Source organism: Levilactobacillus tujiorum (assembly GCF_012641185.1).
In the GTDB taxonomy this organism is placed as follows: domain Bacteria; phylum Bacillota; class Bacilli; order Lactobacillales; family Lactobacillaceae; genus Levilactobacillus; species Levilactobacillus tujiorum.
Map to the genome: position 1 here is coordinate 134,679 of NZ_JAAXLK010000002.1, position 22,576 is coordinate 157,254.

Consider the following 22,576-nt stretch of genomic DNA (forward strand, 5'->3'; position numbering starts at 1 on the left):
TTGATTCTCAGTCTCGTTATTTTAGGCGTCTTAATTTTTGGCTTTCGCCGTGGCTATCGTCGCGGGTTAGTCCTACAGATCTTAAACACGATTGGCTATATTATCGTCTGGGTAGCGGCGCGCTTCTTGGCTAGACCGCTCGCAACTGGAATTGGCCAGTTCATCGGCAACCTGTCGTTGGACAGCTCAGCCAGTGTGGTGACTGCGAGTCAGAGTAGTAGTTTCTTCTTAAATGGACTCGCGTTTTCAGCCATCTTAACCGTGGGCTTCTTCATAGTGCACCGGGTGGCTTATGGCGTGAACAAAGTCACGTGGTTACCCGTGATCCATCAAGTCAATTCACTAGCTGGTGGCTTGATCAATTTGGTCATTCGATACGTGGTGATCTTTTTAATCTTAAATTTAATGATTTTGTTACCCGTGCAAGGGTTTCAAACCAGTTATCAAGCATCACCAGTGGCCCAATGGATCGTCAAGCAAACGCCGATCCTGTCTAAACAGGTGTATCACTGGTGGTTAACCGAACATTAATTCTGACGACTCGTGAGAAAGGAGCGTCCTATGAATCAGAAAACACTAAAAATCATGGAGTATGACCGCATTAAACAAGCTCTACGCGGCTACTTGGTTTCGGCGGCAGGACAACATGAACTTAGTCAACTCCAACCGACGACTGACGTGAAGCAACTACAGATTTGGCTTGATGAAACCAAGGATGGTGCGGATATTTATCGTTTAGAAAGCGGTATTCCGTTGCCTAAGTTGGACGATATTCGCCCACATCTCCACCGGTTAGAAATGGAAGCAACGCTAAATGGGTTGGAATTGGCACAGATCAGTCGCGTGCTCTGGACGACCGGCTCTGTCGTCAAATTCTTCCGGGATCTAGAGGAGAAGGAGATTGATTTACGCCGCCTCAACCGGGTCGTGAAGGAACTGGTGACCTTACCCGATGTGACGCGACGGTTACGAACGTCGTTGGAAGGTGATGGGCACATCACCGACGGGGCCTCGCCAGCATTGCGTCAGATTCGGCAACACATTACGCAAACGGAAGCGGCCATTCGAACGGCTATGGATCAATACACGCGGGGAAAGGATGCCAAGTACCTGAGTGAAACGATTGTGACGATTCGTGACGATCGGTACGTGATTCCGGTACGGGCTGAGTATAAGCAACGGTTTGGGGGTATCGTGCACGACCAGAGTGCCAGCGGTCAGACCTTGTTCATTGAACCGCAAGCAGTGGTTGGTCTGAACAACCGCTTGCGGCAAAATCAGATTGACGAGCGGCACGAGGAACAACGAATCTTAGCCGAATTGACGGCGCTGTTGGCCCCTTATCAAGATGAAATTTTGCGGAATGCAGAATTGCTCGGTCACTTTGACTTTGTGAATGCGAAAGCTCGCTACGCCCATCAGATCAAGGCTAGTGAGCCCAAATTATCATTGGACAACCAGGTTAATTTGCGGCAAGCCCGGCATCCCTTGATTGACCAGAAAAAGGTCGTGGCTAATGATATTAAGATTGGCCGCGATTATAAGGCCATCATTGTCACCGGACCAAACACTGGTGGGAAAACGATTACCTTGAAGACCCTAGCGTTGGTTCAATTAATGGGACAATCGGGGCTGTTTATCCCTGCCAATGAAAATAGTGTCATTGGCGTGTTTGATGATATCTTTGCGGATATCGGGGATGAACAGTCCATCGAGCAGAGTTTGAGTACTTTCTCAGGACACATGGAAAATATCGTCGCTATCCTTAAGCAAGCCGACGAGCGTAGTCTCATCGTCGTCGATGAGCTGGGTGCGGGGACAGATCCACAAGAAGGGGCCGCTTTAGCGATTGCGATCTTGGATGAGATTGGGACCCTGGGTAGTTATGTGATGGCGTCAACCCACTACCCAGAGCTCAAAGCTTATGGGTATAATCGGCCAGATACGATCAATGCCAGCATGGAATTTGACGGCGAGACCCTACAACCGACTTACCACTTATTGATTGGTATTCCGGGTCGGAGTAACGCCTTGGATATCGCGTCACGTCTGGGAATGCCTTCACAGGTGGTGGCCGCTGCCCGGGGGCTGACGGACCAGGATAGTCAGGACCTCAATGCCATGATCAGTGATTTGACGGAACAAAAGCGTCACGCGGATCGGGATGCTGAGGAACTGCAGACCCAACTCAAGGAAGCTAACGAGTTGCACGATCAGTTACAAAAGCAATTTGAACAGTATCAACAGCAGAAGAATCAACTGATGACGGATGCTAAACGGGATGCGAACCGGTTGGTTGATGAATCACGGAAACGAGCCAATCAGATCATTTCTGACTTGCGCAAGAAGCAGTTAGCGGCTGGCCACAGTGTCGTCAAGGAAGACGAGTTGATTGCGGCGCAGGGTGCACTGAATGCTTTGCAACAGGATACCAAACTACAGAAGAATCGTGTCTTGCGGCGGGAAAAGTCTAAGCATGATTTCCATAAGGGTGACAGTGTCCTGGTGAAGTCGTATGGACAGGTCGGTGTCTTGATGCAGCAGTTGGACGATGAGCATTGGGAAGTTCAATTGGGCATTTTGAAGATGAAGATTGCGAATAATGACCTCGAGAAAGCTAAGGACCCAGCCAAGAGTAAGAAGCAGCCCCGTGCGTCAGTGCGGCGGTCTGGCTCTAGTGGCATGTCGCCTACGCTGGACCTGCGTGGTCACCGGTACGAGGAAGCGATGGCTGAGGTGGATCGGTATATTGATTCCGCGCTACTTGCGGGTTACCCGTCAGTTACGATTATTCATGGTAAGGGGACCGGAGCGTTGCGTAAAGGCGTGACGAATTATTTAAAGCGCAACAATCGGATCAAGAGTTTTGGCTTCTCACCAGCTAATGCCGGTGGGGATGGGTCAACGGTCGTTCGGTTTAAATAACGTAACAATTGAATTGTGAGCAACTTAGTTGTGATTTCAGCGAAGTCTGGTAGACTAAATATTGAAGCAACCAAACATGCTGCTGGTAGTTAACGATCGAATTTGATAGGGAGGCAATACAATGGTTACGGAAACAACGGATAAAACCTTTGAACAAGATACTGCTACGGGCGTTACCCTGACTGACTTTTGGGCAACGTGGTGCGGTCCTTGTCGGATGCAATCACCAGTAGTTGAACAACTGGCTGAAGAGATGGATAATGTGACCTTTAACAAGATGGACGTGGATGCTAACCCTAACACGCCGCAATCTTTCGGGATCATGAGTATTCCAACTTTGTTGGTTAAGAAGGATGGTCAAGTGGTGGATTCCATCGTGGGCTACCATTCTAAGGATCAATTGAAGAAGATTTTGGACCAATACGTTGAGGCTTAGTGTCTTGCGTTAGGTTATGTGGTGCTGATGGAGAAATCCAGCAGCACTTTTTTTGTAAAAAAATAGCTTGTTCAAGAATTTTAATTGGACCAATTACTATAATGACTAGAAAGCTGTCCGGGAGAAGCAGCGAACATAAAACAAAGAGAGTTATGAATGCGCGTACTGTAAACGCTGTTATATAGGCATCTTTATAAATACGTAAAAGTTGTGTAGATGAATTGTACAGGGTTGATGTAGTTGCCCAATTTGAATGAAAACTCAGGTAAACTTTGTAATATGTTATTTCGGTTGCTAGGAGGAAAAGCAGTCGAAGTATTCAATAGTTTAACTGCAGACAAATTCAGAAGGGATTTCGAGATATAGATGACTACCCGGGGAAGACAATTACGAGCAACACTCGCAACTGCTCTGGTATTGATGCCGTTGCTGACACCAGTGGCGCATGCACAAACGAGTATGACCCACCAGATTTTAGCGAGTCAGGTGGCAGCCAAGACTGCAGCCGGTACCAAAGCAGTTGATGTAAAGGGCAATACATTTGAGCAGACTGGAAATCAACTGGCCTCAGGGATCACGGAAAGCAAAGTGACCTATAAGAATACAGCTGGTGATCGGACGGTCATGCATTCTGTATCGGTTGATTTAAAAGATAAGACGGCTGGATTGTACGCCGGAACGATGGATGACAGTAAAGACATTGGGTTGCAGACTGTTCGTGGTCAAGCCGAAGCTGCAATCAAAAATGGTCATCAAGTTGTTGCTGGGCTGAATGCAGATTTCTTTAACATGGGAACTGGTGAGCCTTCTGGAAACGTCGTTAAGGATGGCGTTGAAATTCACGCTGCAAAGGCAAATAGTGGTGAATCCTTCTTTGGGGTTAAGAAGAACGGTGAAGCCATGATTGGCGATCAAAAGCAGTACGATGACGTGAAGGGGGATTTACAACAAGCACTAGGTGGTTTAGGAATTCTGGTAAAGCAAGGGGTCGTTCAGACTGGTCTGACACAGTATGGCGATGCCTTTGCTGCTCGCAGCGCTGTCGGAATTCGGGCAGATGGCACCGTGTTCTTCGTGACCATTGATGGGAAACAATCACCGTATTCCAACGGGATGACGACGGCAGAACTCGCGGAAACGATGAAAGACCAAGGAGCAGTTGACGCGTTGAACCTTGATGGGGGCGGGTCTGCTACGTATTTATCTCGAACGCCTGGGGATACGGACCTTAGCTTGAAGAATAAGCCCTCCGATGGTGAGGAACGTAAGGTTGCCAATACTTGGCTAATTACGACAACTGAGAAATCGGATCATATTTTTGATCGTGCGCAAGTAACGCCTAAGGATCATGTGTACACGCCAGAATCAACCGTCAACTTCGTAGCCAAGGGGGTCGATAAGGCTGGTTATGACGCAAGCCTTCCGGCCGACATTACTTGGTCGCTGCAGGATAAGAGCTTGGGTGAAATCGATGCCAAGACTGGCGTGTTCAAGTCAAATGGTAAGAGTGGTGATGTCACCGCTAATGTGGTTCGTGAAGGTAAAACAGTTGGTCAGGCGACGGTTACCATTGCCAAACCAGATACACTAGACTTCTTGAATAAGAAGCTGAGTCTGAAAACGGATGATGTCGTTTCATTGGGAATGACGGCCCGTTATAAAGGCCGCGACGTTACGTTGAAGGCCGGCGATGTTGATTGGCAGCTACCTGCAGAATTAGGAACAATTGACGGTGAAAATAAGCTACATACGGCTGGTAAGCACGCTAAGGGAACTGTTACAGCGTCAATTACTGGGACTAAGATTACGGCTTCAGTAGAAGTTCAAATTGGACAATTGCCAGTGGTTCTGTATGACTTTGAAAAGGGATTGGGTGATTGGAAAGTTAGCGGTTCAGGCCGTGGAGAGGAAAATGAACTTGCGCTCGCGAGTCCAGAAAATGGGCAGGTTCGCTTTGGTGACCATGCCATGGAAGTCAAGTTTGACTTCACTACTGGACAAAAGGGAACGACTTTAGGTGCCTACGCGGGTCCACAGGAAAGGACGGAAATTCCGGGGACACCAACGGCCATTGGAATGTGGGTTTATGCAACGCCAGAAGCACAGGGATATTGGTTAAGAAGCCAAATCTATGATGGCAAGGGGACATCTAAGCCACTGAACTTTACTGATCAAAAAGTGGGAATCAACTGGACGGGCTGGAAGTATGTAGAAGCTGAGATTCCAGCCAATTATCAAGGACCATATGCGACTTTCCCTAAACAAGTGGTGCGAGTGATGGCGTTGAAGTCTGGAAATCCGGGTGGTTCACCACAGACTAAGGGAAGTATTTACGTCGATAATATTCGAGCAGTCTATGGTGCTAACGTTGATGATTTAAAGAGCCCAATTGTGGATAATATTTCCGTTGATGGTAAGACGTTCAAAGATGGAAATATTACAATTACAACCAAGGTACATGATGATCAAAATGATCCCAATATGTCTGGAATTGATTGGGAAAAGAACAAGATTTATATTGACGGTCAGGACAGGACTAATGACAGTACGAAATATACCTTCGATCCGGATGGCACGTTTACGTTAAAAGGCTATCAGTATGCTAACGGTACCCACCACGTTAAGGTATCCGTGTATGATAAATTTGGAAACCGGACGGATAAAGATGCTTATTTCAATGTTCACACGAATAACGAAACCGGCATTAGCTTAGAAGTCGCCAAGAATGCATCGGCTAACTTGGGAAGCACGGCTGAATTTGATATTATGGCAGAGAATCTGGCGAAAGTTAAGTCTGGCGAGTTCACAATCAATGTTGGGAAAGGTTTCCCGGTCAAGAAGGTTACGTTCGCTGATGATTCTAAAGACAATACTTTTAACTATGACAAGAATACTGGAATTTTAAAGCTTCATGTTAAGGAAAACGGCAAGGGTAAGGGAACAAATAAATCACTTGCTCATGTGACCTTGAGTTTGCCGGCGGATACCGAGGCGACTGCTAAGCTTGTCTTACAACTTACCAAAGGAACTGCTGAATTTGCTGGTATGACGGAAAATGCAGACATGCTGAACACCTTTGCATCGAAGCCAACGCCTGTTAAAATTACTGCCAGCTACCAAATGAAATTGGGCCAAATGATCGTTGGAGAAGCGGGTGTGTTAACGGTGACGGATGCACACAACAGACCAGTTGGTGGTGCAGTAGTGTCGAAGACGACTGATGGGAAGTCAGTTGAAGTTGGCAAGACTGATAGTCGGGGACAGATTAAGAGTGACAAATTAACCGAAAAAGCTGGCAAGTTCACTTTAGCTGCATTTGTTGGTAGTCATAGTAGTTTTCCCACCCCCGCTCAGGCATTTGAGCCAGTAAAGTCAGATGCACCTTCCAACTTATTAGCTGGATCAACCCAAGATCCAGCAACGCAAAAGACGATTACATGGTTTACGAATCCAATCGTAGGGAAGCAAGCGGCCATTATGCAGGTTGCTCCGACCAAGGACTATGCGGCTCAAAAAGAAAAAGCCTTTAAAAATTATAAGGGCGAGCAAAAGACTTTTACGTATGTAAGTGATAGTAAAGCGCTTCGAGTGAATAGTGTTACAGCGAAGGGGTTAAAGCCGGGGACGGCATACACGTATCGGGTTGGAAATGGTGAGAAATGGTCGACTCCACGTCAGTTTAAGACATTAACGGATAGTAAAAAGCTTTCTTTTAATATTTTTGGGGATACGCAGATTGACAAAGCAGATCAATTAGAAGATTTTGATAAAATTATTGCGCGCTTAGAAACGTCTGATCATCGTCCCGATTTTGCGTTACATGTTGGGGACTTTAACGATGATCAAGCCGTTTTCAATGAAGCTGACGTGACATCGCAAATGTTCGATAATCATCCGATTTATGACTCCATAGATATGATTCACGTGCTAGGGAATCATGAGTACATGGGAGATGATGGTAGCAAGGCAACGGCAATGTTGGGGACACCTAGTCATAATGGTGCGCCAGTTAACCGGAAGGGGACCTTCTCGGTTGACTATGGTAACGTGCATATTGCCTCGCTGGGTTGGACTAATAATGTTGACGAAATGAAGCAGGAATTGGATTGGCTTCGTAAGGACATGCGTTCTTCCAACAAGACGTGGAAGATTGTTGCCACCCACCAACCACCGTACAATAAGAACCCTGCTGATTCTGAGTCGACGATGTTCCATAAAATGTTACCGCCAGTTTGTGATGAATTAGGTATTGATGTTGTCTTCAGTGGTCACGACCATTCTTATGGTCGAACGAAAAAGCTCTTCAATAACGTTGAAAATACGACTAAAGGAACAACTTACCTAGCTGCGGGACATACCGGTTTGAAGACTTATGATATTTTGCCTAATGAACCCGATGCTTGGGCATACAAACAGGCTGATAAAAATCAAAAAGTCTATTTAACGGCACAAATTGATGATAAGAGTATGAAAATTGTGACGCGTGATCCGGACGGTAAAGAAGTTGATTCAGTTGACTTAGTTGCGAATAACCATCCACAAACTATTTTTGGTGGTAACAATGGTCAGGGCAGTAACGGTGCAAGCACGACGCCAGAAAGCACAACGACTGAAACTAATACTACTGGGAATGGTCATCAAACGGGGAGCAACGAAAATAAGCCATCAGTGATTCATCAAAAGTCAATTCCAACCAGCGTTATTGCAATCAAAGGAATGGCACTGTATCGTAAGCCAGACTTTTCCAAGGCTAATCGAATGAAGGTTTATCATCGTCAGCCACAGATGCACCAGCCGCAGTTTAAAGTTTTAGGAACAACTAAGTCTAAAACTGGATACTTACGGTATCACGTTCGGGATATGAATAAAAAGTCTAAAGGTTATGGCAAAACAGGCTATATTACGGCTAGTTCTAAGTATGTTCAGCCAGCTGAATATAACAAGAAGGCTAAGACTATTACAGTGATTAATACTCGCGGCCTGAAGGCTTATGATAACGGAAAGTTGACGGGAAAGGTTAAGCACCATTATCGACAGGGCCAAGTGTTAAAGGTAAAACGAATCGTTCAACAACACGGAAAGTATAGTTTCCAGTTAACGAATAGACAGTATGTGTCCGCCAATAAACAAAATGTTCAGGTTGGCAAGCACGCGGCACCTAAGCAGGTTACCGTAAAGAAAGGGATTAACCTTTACCGTGATGTTAACTTTAAGCACAAGTTACGTCGAGTGTCTGGTAAAACCGTGCTAAAGATTAACGGCTGGGATTACTCTAGTAATGGGATTCGCCACTACAAGGTTGCCGGGGGATACATTACGGCAAGTCGTACGTTAGTGAAGTATTAAGGCAAAATAAGCAGAATAGATCTCAGAAGAGTCATTACTTCTAGTAGTGATTCTTTTGACGATTTAGAGGATATTGTATTCAAGTGTATGGAATAGAATTGAATACTTAAAACTATTCAAAAAACGACTACTACAGAACTTCTCCGTGGTAGTCGTTTTTGAACAGTTTATTAAGCAGAGTATAGAAGAACATTGGCACCTAGTTGTCAATGAGACTAGCTACTTTGCGGTATTATCGGTATCAGTGTCTGGTTTAACCAACTTCAGTGGTTCCGGAGCATCATAATCCGGGATGATGTCGTCAGGATCTGTGTAGACGGCAAAAGTGACGGCTTGATCCTTGAGCTTACGATTGGTATCGGTGAGCTCGGCTTCCGTGACGACCCCTAATTGTTGCGCCATCATTTCGGCTAAAAAGCCAGCCTCTAAAGTGAAGTCGGTATCACCAGCGGTCTTGAGCCGTAAGCGTACCGGATCACCGCTGAGTTGCCACTTCGTCATTTCCGCAGTTTGTTTTTCAAGTGTCAGTGTACCAAAGCCGGCCTGATTGAAGAAAATAGCGGCGTCAGTGGGGTTGCCAATGGGGAAGCGTCGTGCCAATGACTTACCGGCCCAGTACTCGATGGCTCCCTTATCCTCACCTAGTAATTCTGGAATAAGGGCATCACGAAGAATCATTTGGGGCAAGATGGCAGTCCCAGCAGGATCATTCATGACGGTCTGGTATAAGTTTTTCAAAATAGTTGGCTCCTTTGTCCGAATTAGATTCTAATTTTATTATACCTTAAAAATAGGTCAACTTTGATTTCCCCATAAATTTAATGCTTTTTTATCACCTGTTGAGATTTTAACAGCAAGAAACTTGAATCCGCTTCATAAAAAGGCGATAATATAGTTTCAAGTAATTGAGAGGAGCGTTGATTCATGCAAAACAGTCCAATTGGGTTAATGGATTCTGGAGTCGGCGGCTTAACGGTATTAAAAGAGGTTCAACGGTTACTGCCTACCGAAAAGACAGTTTTCCTAGGGGATCAGGCACGGTTACCCTATGGGCCACGGGACGCGGCGGAAGTCACCACGTTTACGCGGCAGATTGCTGGGTTCTTACAGCAGCAAGCGGATATAAAGATGCTAATTATTGCGTGCAATACGGCCACGGCAGCGGCGTTGGCGACGATGCAGCGTGAGCTTACAATTCCCGTGGTGGGGGTCATTGCACCGGGCGCACGGTCAGCGGTTCAAGCGACGCACAATCACCGGATTGGAGTCATCGCGACTACGGGGACTGTTAAGAGCGACCAGTATCGGACGACGATTTTGGCTAAAGACCCGCATAATGAAGTGATCAGTTTAGCTTGCCAAGAATTTGTGACGTTGGTTGAGCAAAACGACCTGAATTCAGAGCATGCGCGGGCAGTTGTTCAAGCGGGACTGGCGCCACTGCTGGATCAAGACATTGATACTCTGGTCATGGGGTGCACGCATTTTCCACTTCTGCGGCCGCTCATTCAGGACGTCATGGGCGCCGGGGTGACGTTAGTCGATCCGGGGACGGCCACGGCTAAGATGGCCACGTCCTTACTGGATTATTGGAATTTAGCCAATCCAGAAGGGGTCCGTCATCCCCAAAGCGATTACTATACAACAGGTGATATTGACCGTTTCAATGAATTAGCTGATAATTGGTTAGAGGAGACACCTGTCCGGGCACAACATTTATCCCTGACAGCATTGACTCACACGACGGAGGTTAACTAAATGGAAAACACGATTGTCATTGCGACGAAGAACGCTGGTAAGGCGCGTGAGTTTCGCGCAATCTTTGAGCCCAAGGGACTAACGGTTAAGACTTTAGCTGATTTTCCAGAGTTAAAACAAGTTGCGGAGACCGGCCAAACGTTTACGGAGAATGCAACGCTCAAGGCGACCGCGGTCGCGCAAGAAACGCAGTTACCGGTGTTGGCAGATGATTCGGGATTGATGGTGGACGCTTTGAACGGAGAACCGGGCATCTATTCAGCACGTTATGCTGGCGACCACGATGATGCGAGGAATAATGCAAAATTGCTGGCTAACTTGACTGGAGTTCCGGCTGCTAAACGGGGCGCGGCTTTCCACACGTCGTTAGTGTTGATCAAGCCAGATGGCAAAAAGTTGGTGGCAACGGGTGAAATACGTGGTGAGATTTTGACCGCGCCACGAGGCCACGATGGCTTCGGCTACGACCCCTTATTCTATGTACCGGCAGAAAAGATGACGTTTGCCGAGATGGGATTGGCAACTAAGAATCAGCACAGTCACAGAGCGAAAGCGACGGCAGCAATGTTGCCTCAGTTCGATGCTTGGTGGGAGGCTTAAGATGAGTCGATGGTTAGTGGTGAGTGATAATCACGGTGACCGGGATATCTTGGTCAAATTAAAAAAACAGCTTCAACCGGATGCAATCTTTCACTGTGGCGATTCGGAAATGCGAGCAGATGATCCGTGGTTCCAAGATGCCTATGTCGTGCAAGGTAATATGGACAGCGATCCCAACCTCCCACAAGTGCTCACACCACGAGTGGCCGGGTGTCAGGTATTATTGACGCACGGGCATCTTGATGGTGTCAACTGGAATCTGACCCGGTTAAAGTTACGGGCAGATGCGGCTCAAGCTGATGCAGTATTTTATGGACATACCCACCAACTGGCTGTCGAAATGGTCGCCGGTCACTTATTTGTTAATCCCGGGAGTATCAGTCAGCCTAGGGGTGAATTTCAAACCTTGGGTGGGACGTGTGCGTTGATTACCGTAACGGCCACCCAATGGGATGTACAGTACGTGACACGGGATGGGCAACCCGTACCTGATCTTAGGTTTACTTTTGCCCGGGTAGAAACACAGAAAGGATGACTCAGGCATGATTGACCCAGCCGTCGAGCAAATGCTACTTAAAGACCCCAAAAGTTACGTGATTTCAGCAGATGTCGTTGCCAATGTGACGGCTACCAACACCTTAGAACACGCCTTCATGGTGCTGTCTAAAGTGGGCTATAGCAGAATTCCGGTCTTAACCCCTGACGATCATTTACAAGGGATGATTTCGCTGGCGGCAATTTCAGATTATCTGTTACACGTGCCAGGGGCGGCCGTCGATCAGCTCAGCCGATATACGGTGGCGGATGCGATGCTACCGGTTAATCGGTGGGTGGATGATCCGACAAAATTAGAAACGATTTTAAACTACTTAGTGGATGAGCCATTCATTCCATTGGTGGATGAGCACAAGGTCTTTCAAGGGATTATTACCCGACGTGAGATTCTCAAACGCATTAATTTTATGGCGCACAATCTGCATAATTACTACGCGGTGACGGCGAAGAAGTCGCTGACCGACAAGGTGGATTAGTGAACTTCCGAGCTTCAAACCGAGCCGGAGGACCGCTTCTCAGGCCGCAAGCGATCCCCACAGCAGGCGGAATCTCTGCCAGCCGCAGGTGCCGGGTTTAGGCTATTTTTCAGACTAAAATCCTGGTCACTTTAGCGTTGGTAATGATTTTGGTCCTTTCAACCTTTAGTTAGCCACCAAAAAACGCTTGAATCCTACAATCGAGGATTCAAGCGTTTTTTTGGTGGTTTAGCCCAAGAGTCACTGACCTACTTACTGCCGAGCAGCGACGCGTGAGTTGGCAATTGAATACCAGCTTGTCGAATGGCCTTCAGGTAGGCCGTGAGAAAGGTCGCTTGCAGGGTGTACTGGCTACCGCTTTTACACGTCAGGCTAACTTGAAAGACCAGTTCGTTGGGCGGTAGTGTGACGACTCCCGTGATCATCGGTTCACCGATGACACTAGGGTGTTGTGGCAAAAGTTTTTCGTTGACAGCCTGGATAATATCGGGAAGCTTTTCAACCGGAGTGGTCGGTGCAATGGGAATGTTTACCAACGCGTGCATATTATTACGTGAACGGTTGGAAACAATGGTGATATTGCGATTGGGGATGAAGTTCAGGGTGCCATCGGCGCTGGTCACCTGAGTGGTCCGTAGACCAATCGAGGTGACGGTTCCTTCAATCGTCCCGATCTGGACCACGTCGCCCACGTCCAGTTGTTGTTCGAGCAGAATAGAAATTCCTGTGACCAAGTCGCTCACAAAGCCTTGGGCACCAAGACCTAAAGCTAAACTGAAGATTCCAGCACCGGCGATTAGTGTACCAACGGGGACACCGAGGGTGGAAAGAATCGCGTAGATCCAGAAGAAGAGAATGGTGTAGTGAAAGAGGTTCATGGTCAGCATACTAATGGTTTGTAGTCGATTGCTGGGACCAGACTTGGGTACCAGGTAGCGTTTAAAGCTACGGCGAAGAATGAATTTACCGACCACGTTGATGGCGAAGAACAAAACCGTCAAAAAGAGTAGGGATAAAAAGCGACTGGTGATTAAATGACCAAACTTTTCCCAGTCAAACGAGCTAATGTAGTGTTGAAACCACTTGGAAGAAGTGGCAGTTGAGGTGACTAAATCCATCAAGAAGCGAGTCTCCTTTAAGTGCGTCGCGAGTAGTTCCTGGTAGTGGAAATTACGCAGGAGGGACGCAATCAGTTTTCTTTCTAGTTTAGCAGATTTTTAAGGGAGCGCCCAGTTCTGTAGCAGAAAAGCTGGCTAGATTTGGGGTTTTAATTGCACCGGTCTGCTGAGAATGCTATTCTATTGGTAAGTAACTGAGTACAAGGAGGGGTTGTCATGACCGGTGGACAAGTAGCGGGCCTGATCGCAGCAATAGCGTTTTTGATTCTGGTCCTCTTCATTGGCATGTTCTTAGTCAAAATGAATAAAACGTTGGGTGAAGTTAATAAATCGGTGAAGACGATGACGTCGGATTTGGATGTGATCAGTCATCAAGCTGAAAATATTATGGCCAACGCAAATGAATTACTGGAAGACGTTAATAAGAAAGTTGCCACCATCGATCCCGTCTTCCAGGCCGCTGCTGACTTAGGTGAGAGTGTGTCCGACTTGAATACGGCAACGCGTAATTTGACCGACCGGGTGACCGATACCGCTAAGCAGACGGCCAAGACGTCGCTAGCAGCTAAAGTTGGTAAGACGGCGTTTGATCTTTACAGAAATCACAAGAATAAGGATTAATCACGAAAGGAAGTCATTATTATGGCAAAACACAAGTTATTAGTAGGATTATTAGTCGGCGGGGCCGCTTTTGCAGCTTACCATGCACTGGACTTGGAACAACGTGAAGCATTGAAGGATGCTGCGCGTGATCGTTACAATGCTTTTAAAGATCGTGCTATTGATTATGCATTCTATGCAGCCGATGCGGCAGACGACTTCAAGGAATCTCTGAATGACAAATTAGAAGCCAAAAATGATGCTCCAGCGTGGAAGACAGTGCCTGATGAGGTCAATGATGAACCGGCCGATGACATTGTGTTGAGTAGTGATCAAGTTACTGATTTGCCTGATTCCGGTGCAGCGACGACTGCCGAGGACGACCAAGCTGATGATCAGGCTAAAGATGATCAACAAGATTAATGAAATGTATTCGCGTAACGCCTGAGGTTGCTCTCGGGGTTACGCTTTTTATTTGGTGTTAAGTCAATCGCAGCACCGGTTGAACGCCACACAAAAAGACAGAATCGCCACCGCGATTCTGTCTTTTTACGGAGTGGAGATAACTTAACTTTGGAAGAAGTCGTTATCCTGTTGTTGTTTAAACAGCTCTGATTGCAATTTCACAGCTAGTTTTTTGGCCTCTGGCGCATTGATTCGCTGAGGGCGACTGACGGCAATTAAGGGGAGTACCGGCGGCTTCTCTAGCAAATGCAGGACGCGCAGCGGTTGACCGTGTTTGAGAAAGAACCGCGCCATCGACTCTGGAATCAATGCCCAATTCCGGTCATTCACAAAGTACTGAGGGACTGGCAGGCTGGCGTCTAGGTGCACAAATGGGGGGATTTTATCTTCCCAGCAGAGCATGTGCCACTTACGGTAGCTGTCATTGTAAGGAATCATAATCTCATCGTAACGAGACAGCATGGTTGTTCCTACAAAGTCGGGGTAGGCACTATCCGGTGGGGTGACCAACACGAGACGTTCCTGCCCAATCTTACGCGTTTCGATTTTATGCCGCGTCGACTCGACGAATGAAAAGCCAATGTCAGCCAAATCGTTATCAATGAGGTCGTAAATATTCAAATCATCAGTTGTCTGGATATTAAAACGTAAGAGCGAATCGTCCATCAGGGTGGTGGGCGCAATTTCAGATAGGATGGCCGTATTAATGTCCAAGGAAGTGGCAATGCTTAGGACGTGGTAGTCACCCATTTCCTTGAGACTATCTACTTGGTCATTAAGCTGAATCCATTGGCGGGCAATTGGTACAAGACGTTGACCATAGCGCGTCAAAGAAATCGTATTATTTCCTTTGACCCGGTTGATCAATTTGACCCCTAGTAAGCTCTCCATCCGATGTAACCGGTTACTTACAGCGGCTTGCGTAATGTACAAAGAATCCGCAGCCTGGGAGATTTGCCGGTATTCTACAATTTTTAAAAAGGTCTGCAACAGCTCTGAATTCATGAGTCTATCTCCAATTTTGGGAATCGTGCGTGAGCGGGATTACAGGGAAGCTAATCGCGATCCGCAGTTTGATTATAGCTGACTAGTTTGATGGCATCGTCCGTTTCCTCGACGATTGAAATGCTGCCATTCAGGGGAAAGTTACCTACGATGTTGATGCCATGGTAATCGGCGAGTGTCCGGATGAACGTGCCGTGGGTAATCAACAGCACCGTGGCCTGATCCGGGCACGCTTCGTGAATGACGTCGAAACCGTGCTGCCACCGGGCAATGACCTGATCATAAGTTTCTGCCATCTTGGCGGGATCGCTCTCATGCATAAGCTGCCGGGTCTTGGAAAACCCAAAATTAGCAATGAGTTCTTCTTGTCCCGCGTAGCCGGTCGCTTGCGCCACTGCTTGCCAAGTCGCCGGGGCGTTCAATCCCTCATAGTAGCCGAAACAAACCTCTCTAAAGGTTTTGTTAGGCGCCAGAATTTTGGGTTGATGTGGCAACTGATCCAGGATTAAGTCGCGGGTTTCGATGGCGCGGCCTAGATCCGAGGAGCAAACATAATCAAATGGAATATGTTGGAGCCGTTTACCAGTGGCCACAGCTTGTTGCCGGCCCTTAGCGGTTAAGTCGGAGTCGACCCATCCCTGCATGCGGTCAAAAGAGTTGAGTAGGGTTTCGCCGTGGCGGACAACATAGATCTTAATTTCAGTCATACTGTTTTACCCCCATTATGGTTTGATTCCATTCTATTCGAAAAAAAGATTATATTCAAGGTTGTAATGAAACCGATTTCATTTATAATAGAGGCAGATGTTTTTACCAGATAGGTAAGAATGATTATCTTTTGTTGCCATTATACATTTACTTTAGGGAGGCATTTATCATGCATGTGACGTTATCAATCTGGCAAGCGTTACTAATTGCACTTTGGGTCGCACTGGTTGAATCACGGATTTTAGGTTTTTCAACCCTGACGATGCGGTTTAGTCCGCTGATGACGGGGATGATGGTTGGTTTTATTATGGGGGATATCAAACAAGCCATGATTGTAACCGCTGCCATTCAGTTGGTCTACATGGGCTTCGTTGCCCCAGGGGGTGCTTTGCCCGCTGAACCATGTATCGCCACGGCCATTGCGGTGCCAGTTGCGCTGCTAGGCCACATGAGTCCTCAAGGAGCGATCGCGATTGCGGTGCCCGTGGGGTTGCTCGGAAGTTACCTCTATCAATTCAGATTTTTCCTAAACACCTTCGCGTTGAAACCTATGGATAAATACGCTAGGGAAGGGAATGCCCGGGGCTTAGGATTTGCCATCATGGGGATTCCAACCTTGATTTCCTTCGCACTGTTTATCCCACTGATGTTTATCGCCCTGTACTTCGGTGCACCGGTAATTTCCGGTTTAGTCGCTAACATTGAACACGGAACGTTGATTCACGTCTTGAACAGTGTTGGTGGTGGGTTGGCTGCCTTAGGGATTGCCGTAATCATGCAAGTTATTGGGAAGAAACAACTCTTACCATTCTTCTTCCTGGCTTACTTCATGAGCGTGGCCTTTGCCAAGCTGGACATTAGCATGACGATCTACGCCATCTTTGGTGCCATCTTTGCCATCCTCTACGTGACATTTACGTCTAAGAAGTCAACCAACTAAGGATTAAGGAGGTAGAACTCAATGAGTGAAGAAGTAGCTGCAACGAACGCTGACGTTCAAGCATCAGAGGACGTTCAAGCGGAAGAACATCGGATTCCGCAACCTGATAAAATTACGAACAAAGACTTGATGAAATCCTGGTTCGGTTGGTGGTGGGCCAATGAAGTTCCCCATACTTTTGACCGGATGCTGGCACCAGCCTTCTGTTTCGGACTAATTCCAACGTTGAAGAAGCTCTATAAGGATAAAGCCGAACTAGCTAAGGCCTTTCAACGACACCTGTTATTCTTTAACACCCAAGCTACTTGGGGTGGTGGGACCTTAACTGGGGTGACCATTTCGCTGGAAGAAGCACGGGCTAAGGCCTTAGCCAATGGCGAGGAACCCATCTCTGAAGACATGATCAACAACACTAAGGTGGGGTTGATGGGGCCTTTAGCCGGGATTGGGGATTCCATTGACTCCGGGACGGTTCAGTACATTTTCATCGCCATCTTCTTGCCATTTGCGCAAAAAGGGAACTTCATGGGAGCCTTGCTGCCATTCCTCTGCTTTGCGATTGCCACCTTTACTTATGGTTATTACTTCACCAAGATGGGGTATTCACTAGGTCGGGCGGCCGCCAAGGAAATCATGACGGGTGGTCGAATGGCCGGTATCATTGATGGTTTAGGTGTCCTAGGACTCTACATGATGGGGATCTTAGCCGGACAGTACATTAAGATTCAAAGTTATCTGAAATTTACCATTAGTAAGAAGACCTTCGACGTTCAGGACATCCTGAATACCATCTTGCCAGGGATTTTGCCACTGTTTGCCGTTTTGATGCTGTACTGGTACTTCCAGAAGCAAGGTCTCAAGATCACGCGGGGATTGATTTATCTCACGATCGCGTTGGTTGCGCTTAGTATCTTCTACATCATCTAAAGGAGGAAGTCAGTCTTATGAAACGTGCATTCTTAGTGATTACCCACGGTGACATGGGAATTGAAACGGTTAAAAGCATGGAATTATTAATGGGACCTCAGGAAAATGTCAAGGCACTGGGCCTTCATCCAGGAGAATCGGTTGATGATTTGCGGACAAAAGTTTATGATATTTTACAAGCCAATGAAGCCGATTACGATGAAACAGTTTTGTTAGTCGACTTACTCGGTGGTAGTCCATCTAACGTGTCCCTGTCGACTCTGGCAAAGTACCATGACATCAAGATTGTCACGGGCTTGAGTCTGCCATTGTTAGTCAACATTCTGAATTTCTCTGAAGCAGAAGATAATACTGAAAAGTTGATTACGGATTCCATCGGCGTCGCAACTGAAGGGATGAAACTAATCGACAAGAATTTCTTACACCAATCGTAAATTTAAGAGCGTTAAAATTGGAGGATAAATATTATGGGACAAATTAATTTAGCACGAGTTGACGATCGTTTAATTCATGGCCAAGTCATGACTAAGTGGACCAAGGGATTTGGAACGAATTCCGTTTACGTGGTGGATAACGCGACGGCTGCTGATGACTTTATGAAGGACATCTATGTCAGCACGAACTCTACTGGTGGCTTGAGTATCAAGGTTTACAGTGCTACTGAAGTCGCTGAAGAATGGAAGAAGAACCAATTCGGTGATGACAAAGTTGTGATCGTTTTCAAGTACATCAAGGAAGTTAAAGAAGCCTTGGATGCAGGACTTGAATTAGATGAACTCAACGTCGGTGGGGTTTCCAAGAAGGCCAACACCAAGTTTGTGATCCCAACGGTCGCCATCGGTGATGAAGAAAAGGCCCTTTTGAAGGAATTCCATGACAAGGGCTTGGAAATTTATTTCCAAACGGTGCCAGACTCTAAGCGAGTAGAATACGACTCAGCAATCAAGTAAGACTTGGTGGCGGGCTAGTTCAGAAATGATTTGAGGAATTGAAAATGAATGATGCGTATGAAGTTTATCCCAGTCGATTACGAATCTATATGACCACGATTGTCTTTATCCTGTTTGGCTTTGCCATTTGTGGGGTCGTCTTTACCTCGACTTGGCTGATTATGAAGGTGCTGGCGGTTGCCTTCGGTCTGTTGTTCTTCTATGCGGCCTTTGAGACGGCTAAGAAGGGCTTGGGCAAGCAACCGGATTACATCTTTAATGATCAGGGGATTACGGACAACACCCAGACACCAGCAGTGGTGGTGCCGTGGTCGGACATTTTGAAGATTGAGATGACGCCGAATAATGCCGTCATGCAGATTGGTATTCTGGCACGCAAGACGGTGGTCAGTCAGGGTGAAAAGAATGTCGTGCTGGCCCGAAACTTGGTTAGCAATGGCAACATGGCCTTTTATTCGATTATGATCGATGGGTTTAAGTTCCGTCAGAAGCAATTTCTCAACATCTTTGAGGAGCTACAACGTCAAGGAGTGAAACACAATCCCAGTATCTTAGTCAATAAGGTATTGGAGAAGAAGCGCTGATGACGGACTGAATTACTCGAGGAGAAATGACGTATGTCGACGAAAATTACAGGAATTGCGGCAAGCGATGGGATTGGCATCGCGAAAGCCTACACGTTAGTTGACCCAGATTTGAGTTTTGAAAAGAAGACAGTAACTGATCCACAAGCCGAAATTGATCGTTTGGCTACGGCCCGACAAGTCACGGTGACGGAATTAGAGGAAATCAAGGCTAAGGCGTTAGCCAACTTGGGTCCTAAAGAGGCCGAAGTCTTCGATGCCCACTTAGCGATGGTGAATGATCCTGATTTTATCCAGCAAGTTGAAGCCGAGATTAAGCAGCAGTCTTGCAATGCCGAGACAGCCCAGCAGGATGTTGCGGATCAATTTGCGGCGACCCTTGAGGCCATGACTGACAACGCTTACATGCAAGAGCGGGCAGCTGATGTGCGGGATGTCACTAAGCGGGTGCTCAGCCACCTCTTGAATCGACCGTTGCCTGACTTAGCGCTGGTTGATTCACCAGTCGTGGTCGTGTCTCACGATCTCACGCCTTCGGATACGGCGCAGTTAGACCGGCACTTTGTAAAGGGGATCCTGGTTGATCTGGGGGGCCGGACGAGTCACTCGGCCATCATGTCACGGACCTTGGAGATTCCTGCAGTGGTGGGGTCTGAGAAGGCCACGACTACGATTCAAGATGGTCAAACGGTCATTTTGGATGGCTTGCACGGTGTGGCGTTAGCCGATCCGGATGAGCATGAGCTGGCGGATTACCAGAAGCAAGCGGCAGACTTCGCAGAGCAAAAGGCCTTGTGGGAGCAGCTAAAGGACCAACCCACGGTCTCCAAGGATGGGCAATCCTTCATGTTAGCTGCCAACATTGGGACGCCGGCGGATTTACCAGCGGTCTTGAAGTCGGGAGCTGAAGGAATTGGGCTGTTCCGCTCCGAGTTCCTCTATATGGACAGCGACCAGTTGCCTTCTGAAGAAACGCAGTTTAAAGCCTACAAGGCGGCCGTCGAGCAAATGGATGGTAAGCCGGTGGTTATCCGTACCATGGATATCGGGGGCGATAAGGATCTCCCTTACCTGCAGCTGCCTAAGGAAATGAACCCGTTCTTGGGATACCGGGCCATCCGGATTTCCTTGAAACGGCAGGATATTTTCCGGACACAGCTCCGAGCGCTAATCCGGGCCTCGGCGTTTGGCGATCTGGGAATTATGTTCCCGATGATTGCCACGCTGGAGGAGTTGCGGCAGGCTAAGACGATCTTCAATGAAGAAAAGACGAAGCTGGTTGAAGCGGGCGTCAAGGTTGGTGAAAAGATCAAGTTGGGAATGATGATTGAAATTCCTAATGCAGCTATCTTTGCCGATCATTTCGCTAAGGAAGTTGACTTCTTTAGTATTGGGACCAACGACTTGATTCAGTATACGTTTGCGGCTGACCGGGGTAACGAACGGGTTTCTTACCTCTATCAACCGTATCATCCCAGCCTCTTGGGTCTGATTAACCACGTGATCAAGGCTGCTCACCGTCATGGGACGAGCGTCGCCATGTGTGGTGAAATGGCCGGTGATCAAACGGCGGTGCCGCTTCTGATGGGTATGGGTCTCGATGAATTCTCCATGAGTGCCACGTCCGTTCTGAAGACGCGGAACCTGATGAAACATCTCGATGCCTCGACGCTGACGGATTTGGCAGAATCAGCCATTAATGACTGTGAGACTAGTGATCAGGTTAAGGCGCTGGTTGAGAAGTTGAAGACGAGTCAAGTTTAAATAATGACGTTAAAATAACCGTAGCGGTTAAATTCGCTACGGTTATTTTTGAGTTGTTAGATAATGCTTGGACAGACTGAGAAACCGGAAATTTGAACGATAGATGAGCGTAGATGGTTACTTCTTGGCTTTGGGTTCTGGCGTTACCGGCGTCTGCAAGCCACTTCGCAAAGCAGCCCCAATCGCCGGAATCTGGCCCAAGTCAGCGATCCCGTCCTTGGGGACAACCACTACGTTCGCTGGTGACTTAGCGAGGTCACTGAAGGCGGAGATGGATTGGTTTTCGAAAAATTCTGGTGTCGCATTTTCCAGACTGGAGTTGACCGTATCAATCCGGTATTTTTCGGCATCGGCACGAGTTCTGGTTGCCGTGGCTTGAGCGGAGGCCGTTGCCATTAAAGCATCGTTCTTGGCTTTAGTCGTGAGCTCAATGGACTTGGCTTCCCCTTCAGCTTTAGCGATGGCGGCGATCCGTTCACGATCGGCAGTGAGTTGCTTATCCATAGCGGATTGGATGGCGGCTGACGGGGTGAGTTCGTCGATGTTGGTACGATCAACGTTAATCCCATAGGTGTCGGTTAAATCGCCAATGGCGGTCGCCAGCTCCTGGTTAATCTTGGCCGTCGACCCTAGCGCCTGGTTCAGATCCATCCGACCGATGATATCCCGTAAATGTCCCCGCACCAGTTGTGCCATGGATTCGACTGAATCTGTGTTTTCGTATTGGAATTTTACGGAGTTGGTCACGTGGTAGTTCAGCGTCAGACTAGCGGAGACGTCGGCGTTGTCCTTGGTGATGACGGAATAATTGGGCAGGGCGAGCGGCGTCATGGCCAGCTCAACCGTCCGAATCTTTTGCAGACCGGGAAAATAGAAATGAACGCCGGGGGCGACACTCCGTTTGTATTTTCCCAAAGTTTCAACTAAACCTTCATTATTTTGATGCACGATTTTGATTCCAAACATCGTATCTCCTCCTCAAACTTTCTTAAACGTCAGGATGTTGCCGTTACTTTCAATGATCGTATACTCTGCGTTGGCATCGGGCGCTTCCCGCGGCTCCAATAGGTAACGATAGTAAATACCGGCGACTAACACCAGCCCGGTTTTGGCGTCCAAAGCGTTTCCGGGGACCGTTCGTCCTACCAGTTGGCGGGTCTCCCAGTTTCCAGGCGTCGCGGTCTTGGATAAGATATTGACGATATAAGCGTTGATACTACGACCGTCTGCGGTAGCGGCCTGTGAAAGCTTTTCGAAGAGGCTTTCATCCATGCGTAGCAGGAAACGCTTTTGTTTTTCTTTTGCCATAATGTGGCCTCCTAAGACTTCTCCCAAGATGATAGCTTAATAATATCATGATGATATCACTTTGGCAATTTTAAGATCAAAAAACCGCGCTTCCTCTGCCAGTGATGACAG

Annotated in this window: 22 protein-coding genes; 16 read left to right on the forward strand and 6 right to left on the reverse strand. The window is 47.4% G+C overall.

The features are described from left to right. The 4 genes from HF569_RS01475 (at position 1) to HF569_RS01490 (ending at position 8,707) form a co-directional block, all read left to right on the forward strand. A complete protein-coding gene (locus tag HF569_RS01475) occupies positions 1-531 on the forward strand; it encodes a CvpA family protein (RefSeq protein WP_168901068.1) in 531 nt (176 codons plus the stop codon). A gap of 30 nt (positions 532-561) precedes the next feature. Continuing rightward, positions 562-2,925, forward strand: a complete 2,364-nt coding sequence (locus HF569_RS01480; protein ID WP_168901069.1) for an endonuclease MutS2 — start codon at positions 562-564, stop codon at positions 2,923-2,925. A 121-nt stretch (positions 2,926-3,046) separates the two neighbouring features. Next, positions 3,047-3,361, forward strand: coding sequence for a thioredoxin (trxA, locus tag HF569_RS01485; RefSeq protein WP_168849819.1), 315 nt, complete (start codon positions 3,047-3,049; stop codon positions 3,359-3,361). Positions 3,362-3,727: 366 nt separating this feature from the next. Further along, positions 3,728-8,707 (forward strand): phosphodiester glycosidase family protein, encoded by a 4,980-nt coding sequence (locus HF569_RS01490; RefSeq protein WP_168901070.1) that lies wholly within the window; start codon positions 3,728-3,730, stop codon positions 8,705-8,707. Between the two features lie 219 nt (positions 8,708-8,926). Here the strand turns inward: HF569_RS01490 and HF569_RS01495 are convergent, their stop codons facing one another. After that, on the reverse strand, positions 8,927-9,445 hold the full coding sequence (locus HF569_RS01495) for a YslB family protein (protein ID WP_211089581.1): 519 nt from the start codon (positions 9,443-9,445) through the stop codon (positions 8,927-8,929). Between the two features lie 186 nt (positions 9,446-9,631). On the opposite strand from HF569_RS01495, the gene racE reads away from it, so the two are divergent. From racE to cbpB, 4 genes are read left to right on the forward strand one after another with little or no spacing between them, the layout of a single operon-like run. Continuing rightward, positions 9,632-10,465 (forward strand): glutamate racemase, encoded by an 834-nt coding sequence (gene racE / locus HF569_RS01500; RefSeq protein WP_168901071.1) that lies wholly within the window; start codon positions 9,632-9,634, stop codon positions 10,463-10,465. After that, the gene (locus HF569_RS01505) at positions 10,466-11,065 is read left to right on the forward strand and encodes an XTP/dITP diphosphatase (protein ID WP_168901072.1); all 600 of its coding nucleotides are present in this window, start codon (positions 10,466-10,468) and stop codon (positions 11,063-11,065) included. It abuts the gene before it with no gap. A gap of 1 nt (position 11,066) precedes the next feature. Then, positions 11,067-11,600 (forward strand): metallophosphoesterase, encoded by a 534-nt coding sequence (locus HF569_RS01510; RefSeq protein ID WP_168901073.1) that lies wholly within the window; start codon positions 11,067-11,069, stop codon positions 11,598-11,600. Between the two features lie 7 nt (positions 11,601-11,607). Beyond that, positions 11,608-12,096: a cyclic-di-AMP-binding protein CbpB gene (cbpB, locus tag HF569_RS01515; RefSeq protein WP_168901074.1), complete on the forward strand. Its 489-nt coding sequence runs from the start codon at positions 11,608-11,610 to the stop codon at positions 12,094-12,096. A 248-nt stretch (positions 12,097-12,344) separates the two neighbouring features. On the opposite strand, the gene HF569_RS01520 is transcribed toward cbpB, so the two are convergent. Then, complete coding sequence (locus HF569_RS01520; RefSeq protein WP_168901075.1) at positions 12,345-13,217, reverse strand: mechanosensitive ion channel family protein; 873 nt, start codon at positions 13,215-13,217, stop codon at positions 12,345-12,347. Between the two features lie 213 nt (positions 13,218-13,430). Here HF569_RS01520 and HF569_RS01525 point away from each other — a divergent pair, with 213 nt between their 5' ends. Both HF569_RS01525 and HF569_RS01530 read left to right on the forward strand, forming a co-directional pair. Next, a complete protein-coding gene (locus HF569_RS01525) occupies positions 13,431-13,835 on the forward strand; it encodes a DUF948 domain-containing protein (protein WP_168849815.1) in 405 nt (134 codons plus the stop codon). Between the two features lie 21 nt (positions 13,836-13,856). Next, the gene (locus HF569_RS01530; protein WP_168901076.1) at positions 13,857-14,237 is read left to right on the forward strand and encodes a hypothetical protein; all 381 of its coding nucleotides are present in this window, start codon (positions 13,857-13,859) and stop codon (positions 14,235-14,237) included. Positions 14,238-14,381: 144 nt separating this feature from the next. Here the strand turns inward: HF569_RS01530 and HF569_RS01535 are convergent, their stop codons facing one another. Beyond that, positions 14,382-15,284 carry a LysR family transcriptional regulator gene (locus tag HF569_RS01535; protein WP_168901077.1) on the reverse strand — a complete coding sequence of 301 codons (903 nt, stop codon included), beginning with the start codon at positions 15,282-15,284 and terminating at the stop codon, positions 14,382-14,384. A 50-nt stretch (positions 15,285-15,334) separates the two neighbouring features. Then, a complete protein-coding gene (locus HF569_RS01540; RefSeq protein ID WP_168901078.1) occupies positions 15,335-15,991 on the reverse strand; it encodes a histidine phosphatase family protein in 657 nt (218 codons plus the stop codon). A 170-nt stretch (positions 15,992-16,161) separates the two neighbouring features. On the opposite strand from HF569_RS01540, the gene HF569_RS01545 reads away from it, so the two are divergent. The 6 genes from HF569_RS01545 to ptsP are packed head-to-tail and all read left to right on the forward strand — an operon-like array spanning position 16,162 to position 21,157. Beyond that, positions 16,162-16,932, forward strand: a complete 771-nt coding sequence (locus HF569_RS01545) for a PTS mannose/fructose/sorbose/N-acetylgalactosamine transporter subunit IIC (protein WP_168849811.1) — start codon at positions 16,162-16,164, stop codon at positions 16,930-16,932. 21 nt (positions 16,933-16,953) lie between these two features. After that, the gene (locus HF569_RS01550; protein WP_211089033.1) at positions 16,954-17,859 is read left to right on the forward strand and encodes a PTS system mannose/fructose/sorbose family transporter subunit IID; all 906 of its coding nucleotides are present in this window, start codon (positions 16,954-16,956) and stop codon (positions 17,857-17,859) included. A gap of 17 nt (positions 17,860-17,876) precedes the next feature. Continuing rightward, positions 17,877-18,293 carry a PTS sugar transporter subunit IIA gene (locus HF569_RS01555; protein WP_168849810.1) on the forward strand — a complete coding sequence of 139 codons (417 nt, stop codon included), beginning with the start codon at positions 17,877-17,879 and terminating at the stop codon, positions 18,291-18,293. 33 nt (positions 18,294-18,326) lie between these two features. After that, on the forward strand, positions 18,327-18,809 hold the full coding sequence (locus HF569_RS01560; RefSeq protein ID WP_168901079.1) for a PTS system mannose/fructose/N-acetylgalactosamine-transporter subunit IIB: 483 nt from the start codon (positions 18,327-18,329) through the stop codon (positions 18,807-18,809). 44 nt (positions 18,810-18,853) lie between these two features. Beyond that, positions 18,854-19,393, forward strand: coding sequence for a hypothetical protein (locus HF569_RS01565; RefSeq protein ID WP_168849808.1), 540 nt, complete (start codon positions 18,854-18,856; stop codon positions 19,391-19,393). Between the two features lie 33 nt (positions 19,394-19,426). Next, positions 19,427-21,157, forward strand: a complete 1,731-nt coding sequence (gene ptsP, locus HF569_RS01570; RefSeq protein ID WP_168901080.1) for a phosphoenolpyruvate--protein phosphotransferase — start codon at positions 19,427-19,429, stop codon at positions 21,155-21,157. A 117-nt stretch (positions 21,158-21,274) separates the two neighbouring features. Here the strand turns inward: ptsP and HF569_RS01575 are convergent, their stop codons facing one another. Both HF569_RS01575 and HF569_RS01580 read right to left on the reverse strand, forming a co-directional pair. Next, the gene (locus HF569_RS01575; protein WP_168901081.1) at positions 21,275-22,123 is read right to left on the reverse strand and encodes an SPFH domain-containing protein; all 849 of its coding nucleotides are present in this window, start codon (positions 22,121-22,123) and stop codon (positions 21,275-21,277) included. A gap of 12 nt (positions 22,124-22,135) precedes the next feature. After that, complete coding sequence (locus HF569_RS01580; RefSeq protein WP_211089032.1) at positions 22,136-22,465, reverse strand: toxin-antitoxin system HicB family antitoxin; 330 nt, start codon at positions 22,463-22,465, stop codon at positions 22,136-22,138. Positions 22,466-22,576 lie beyond the last annotated feature (111 nt).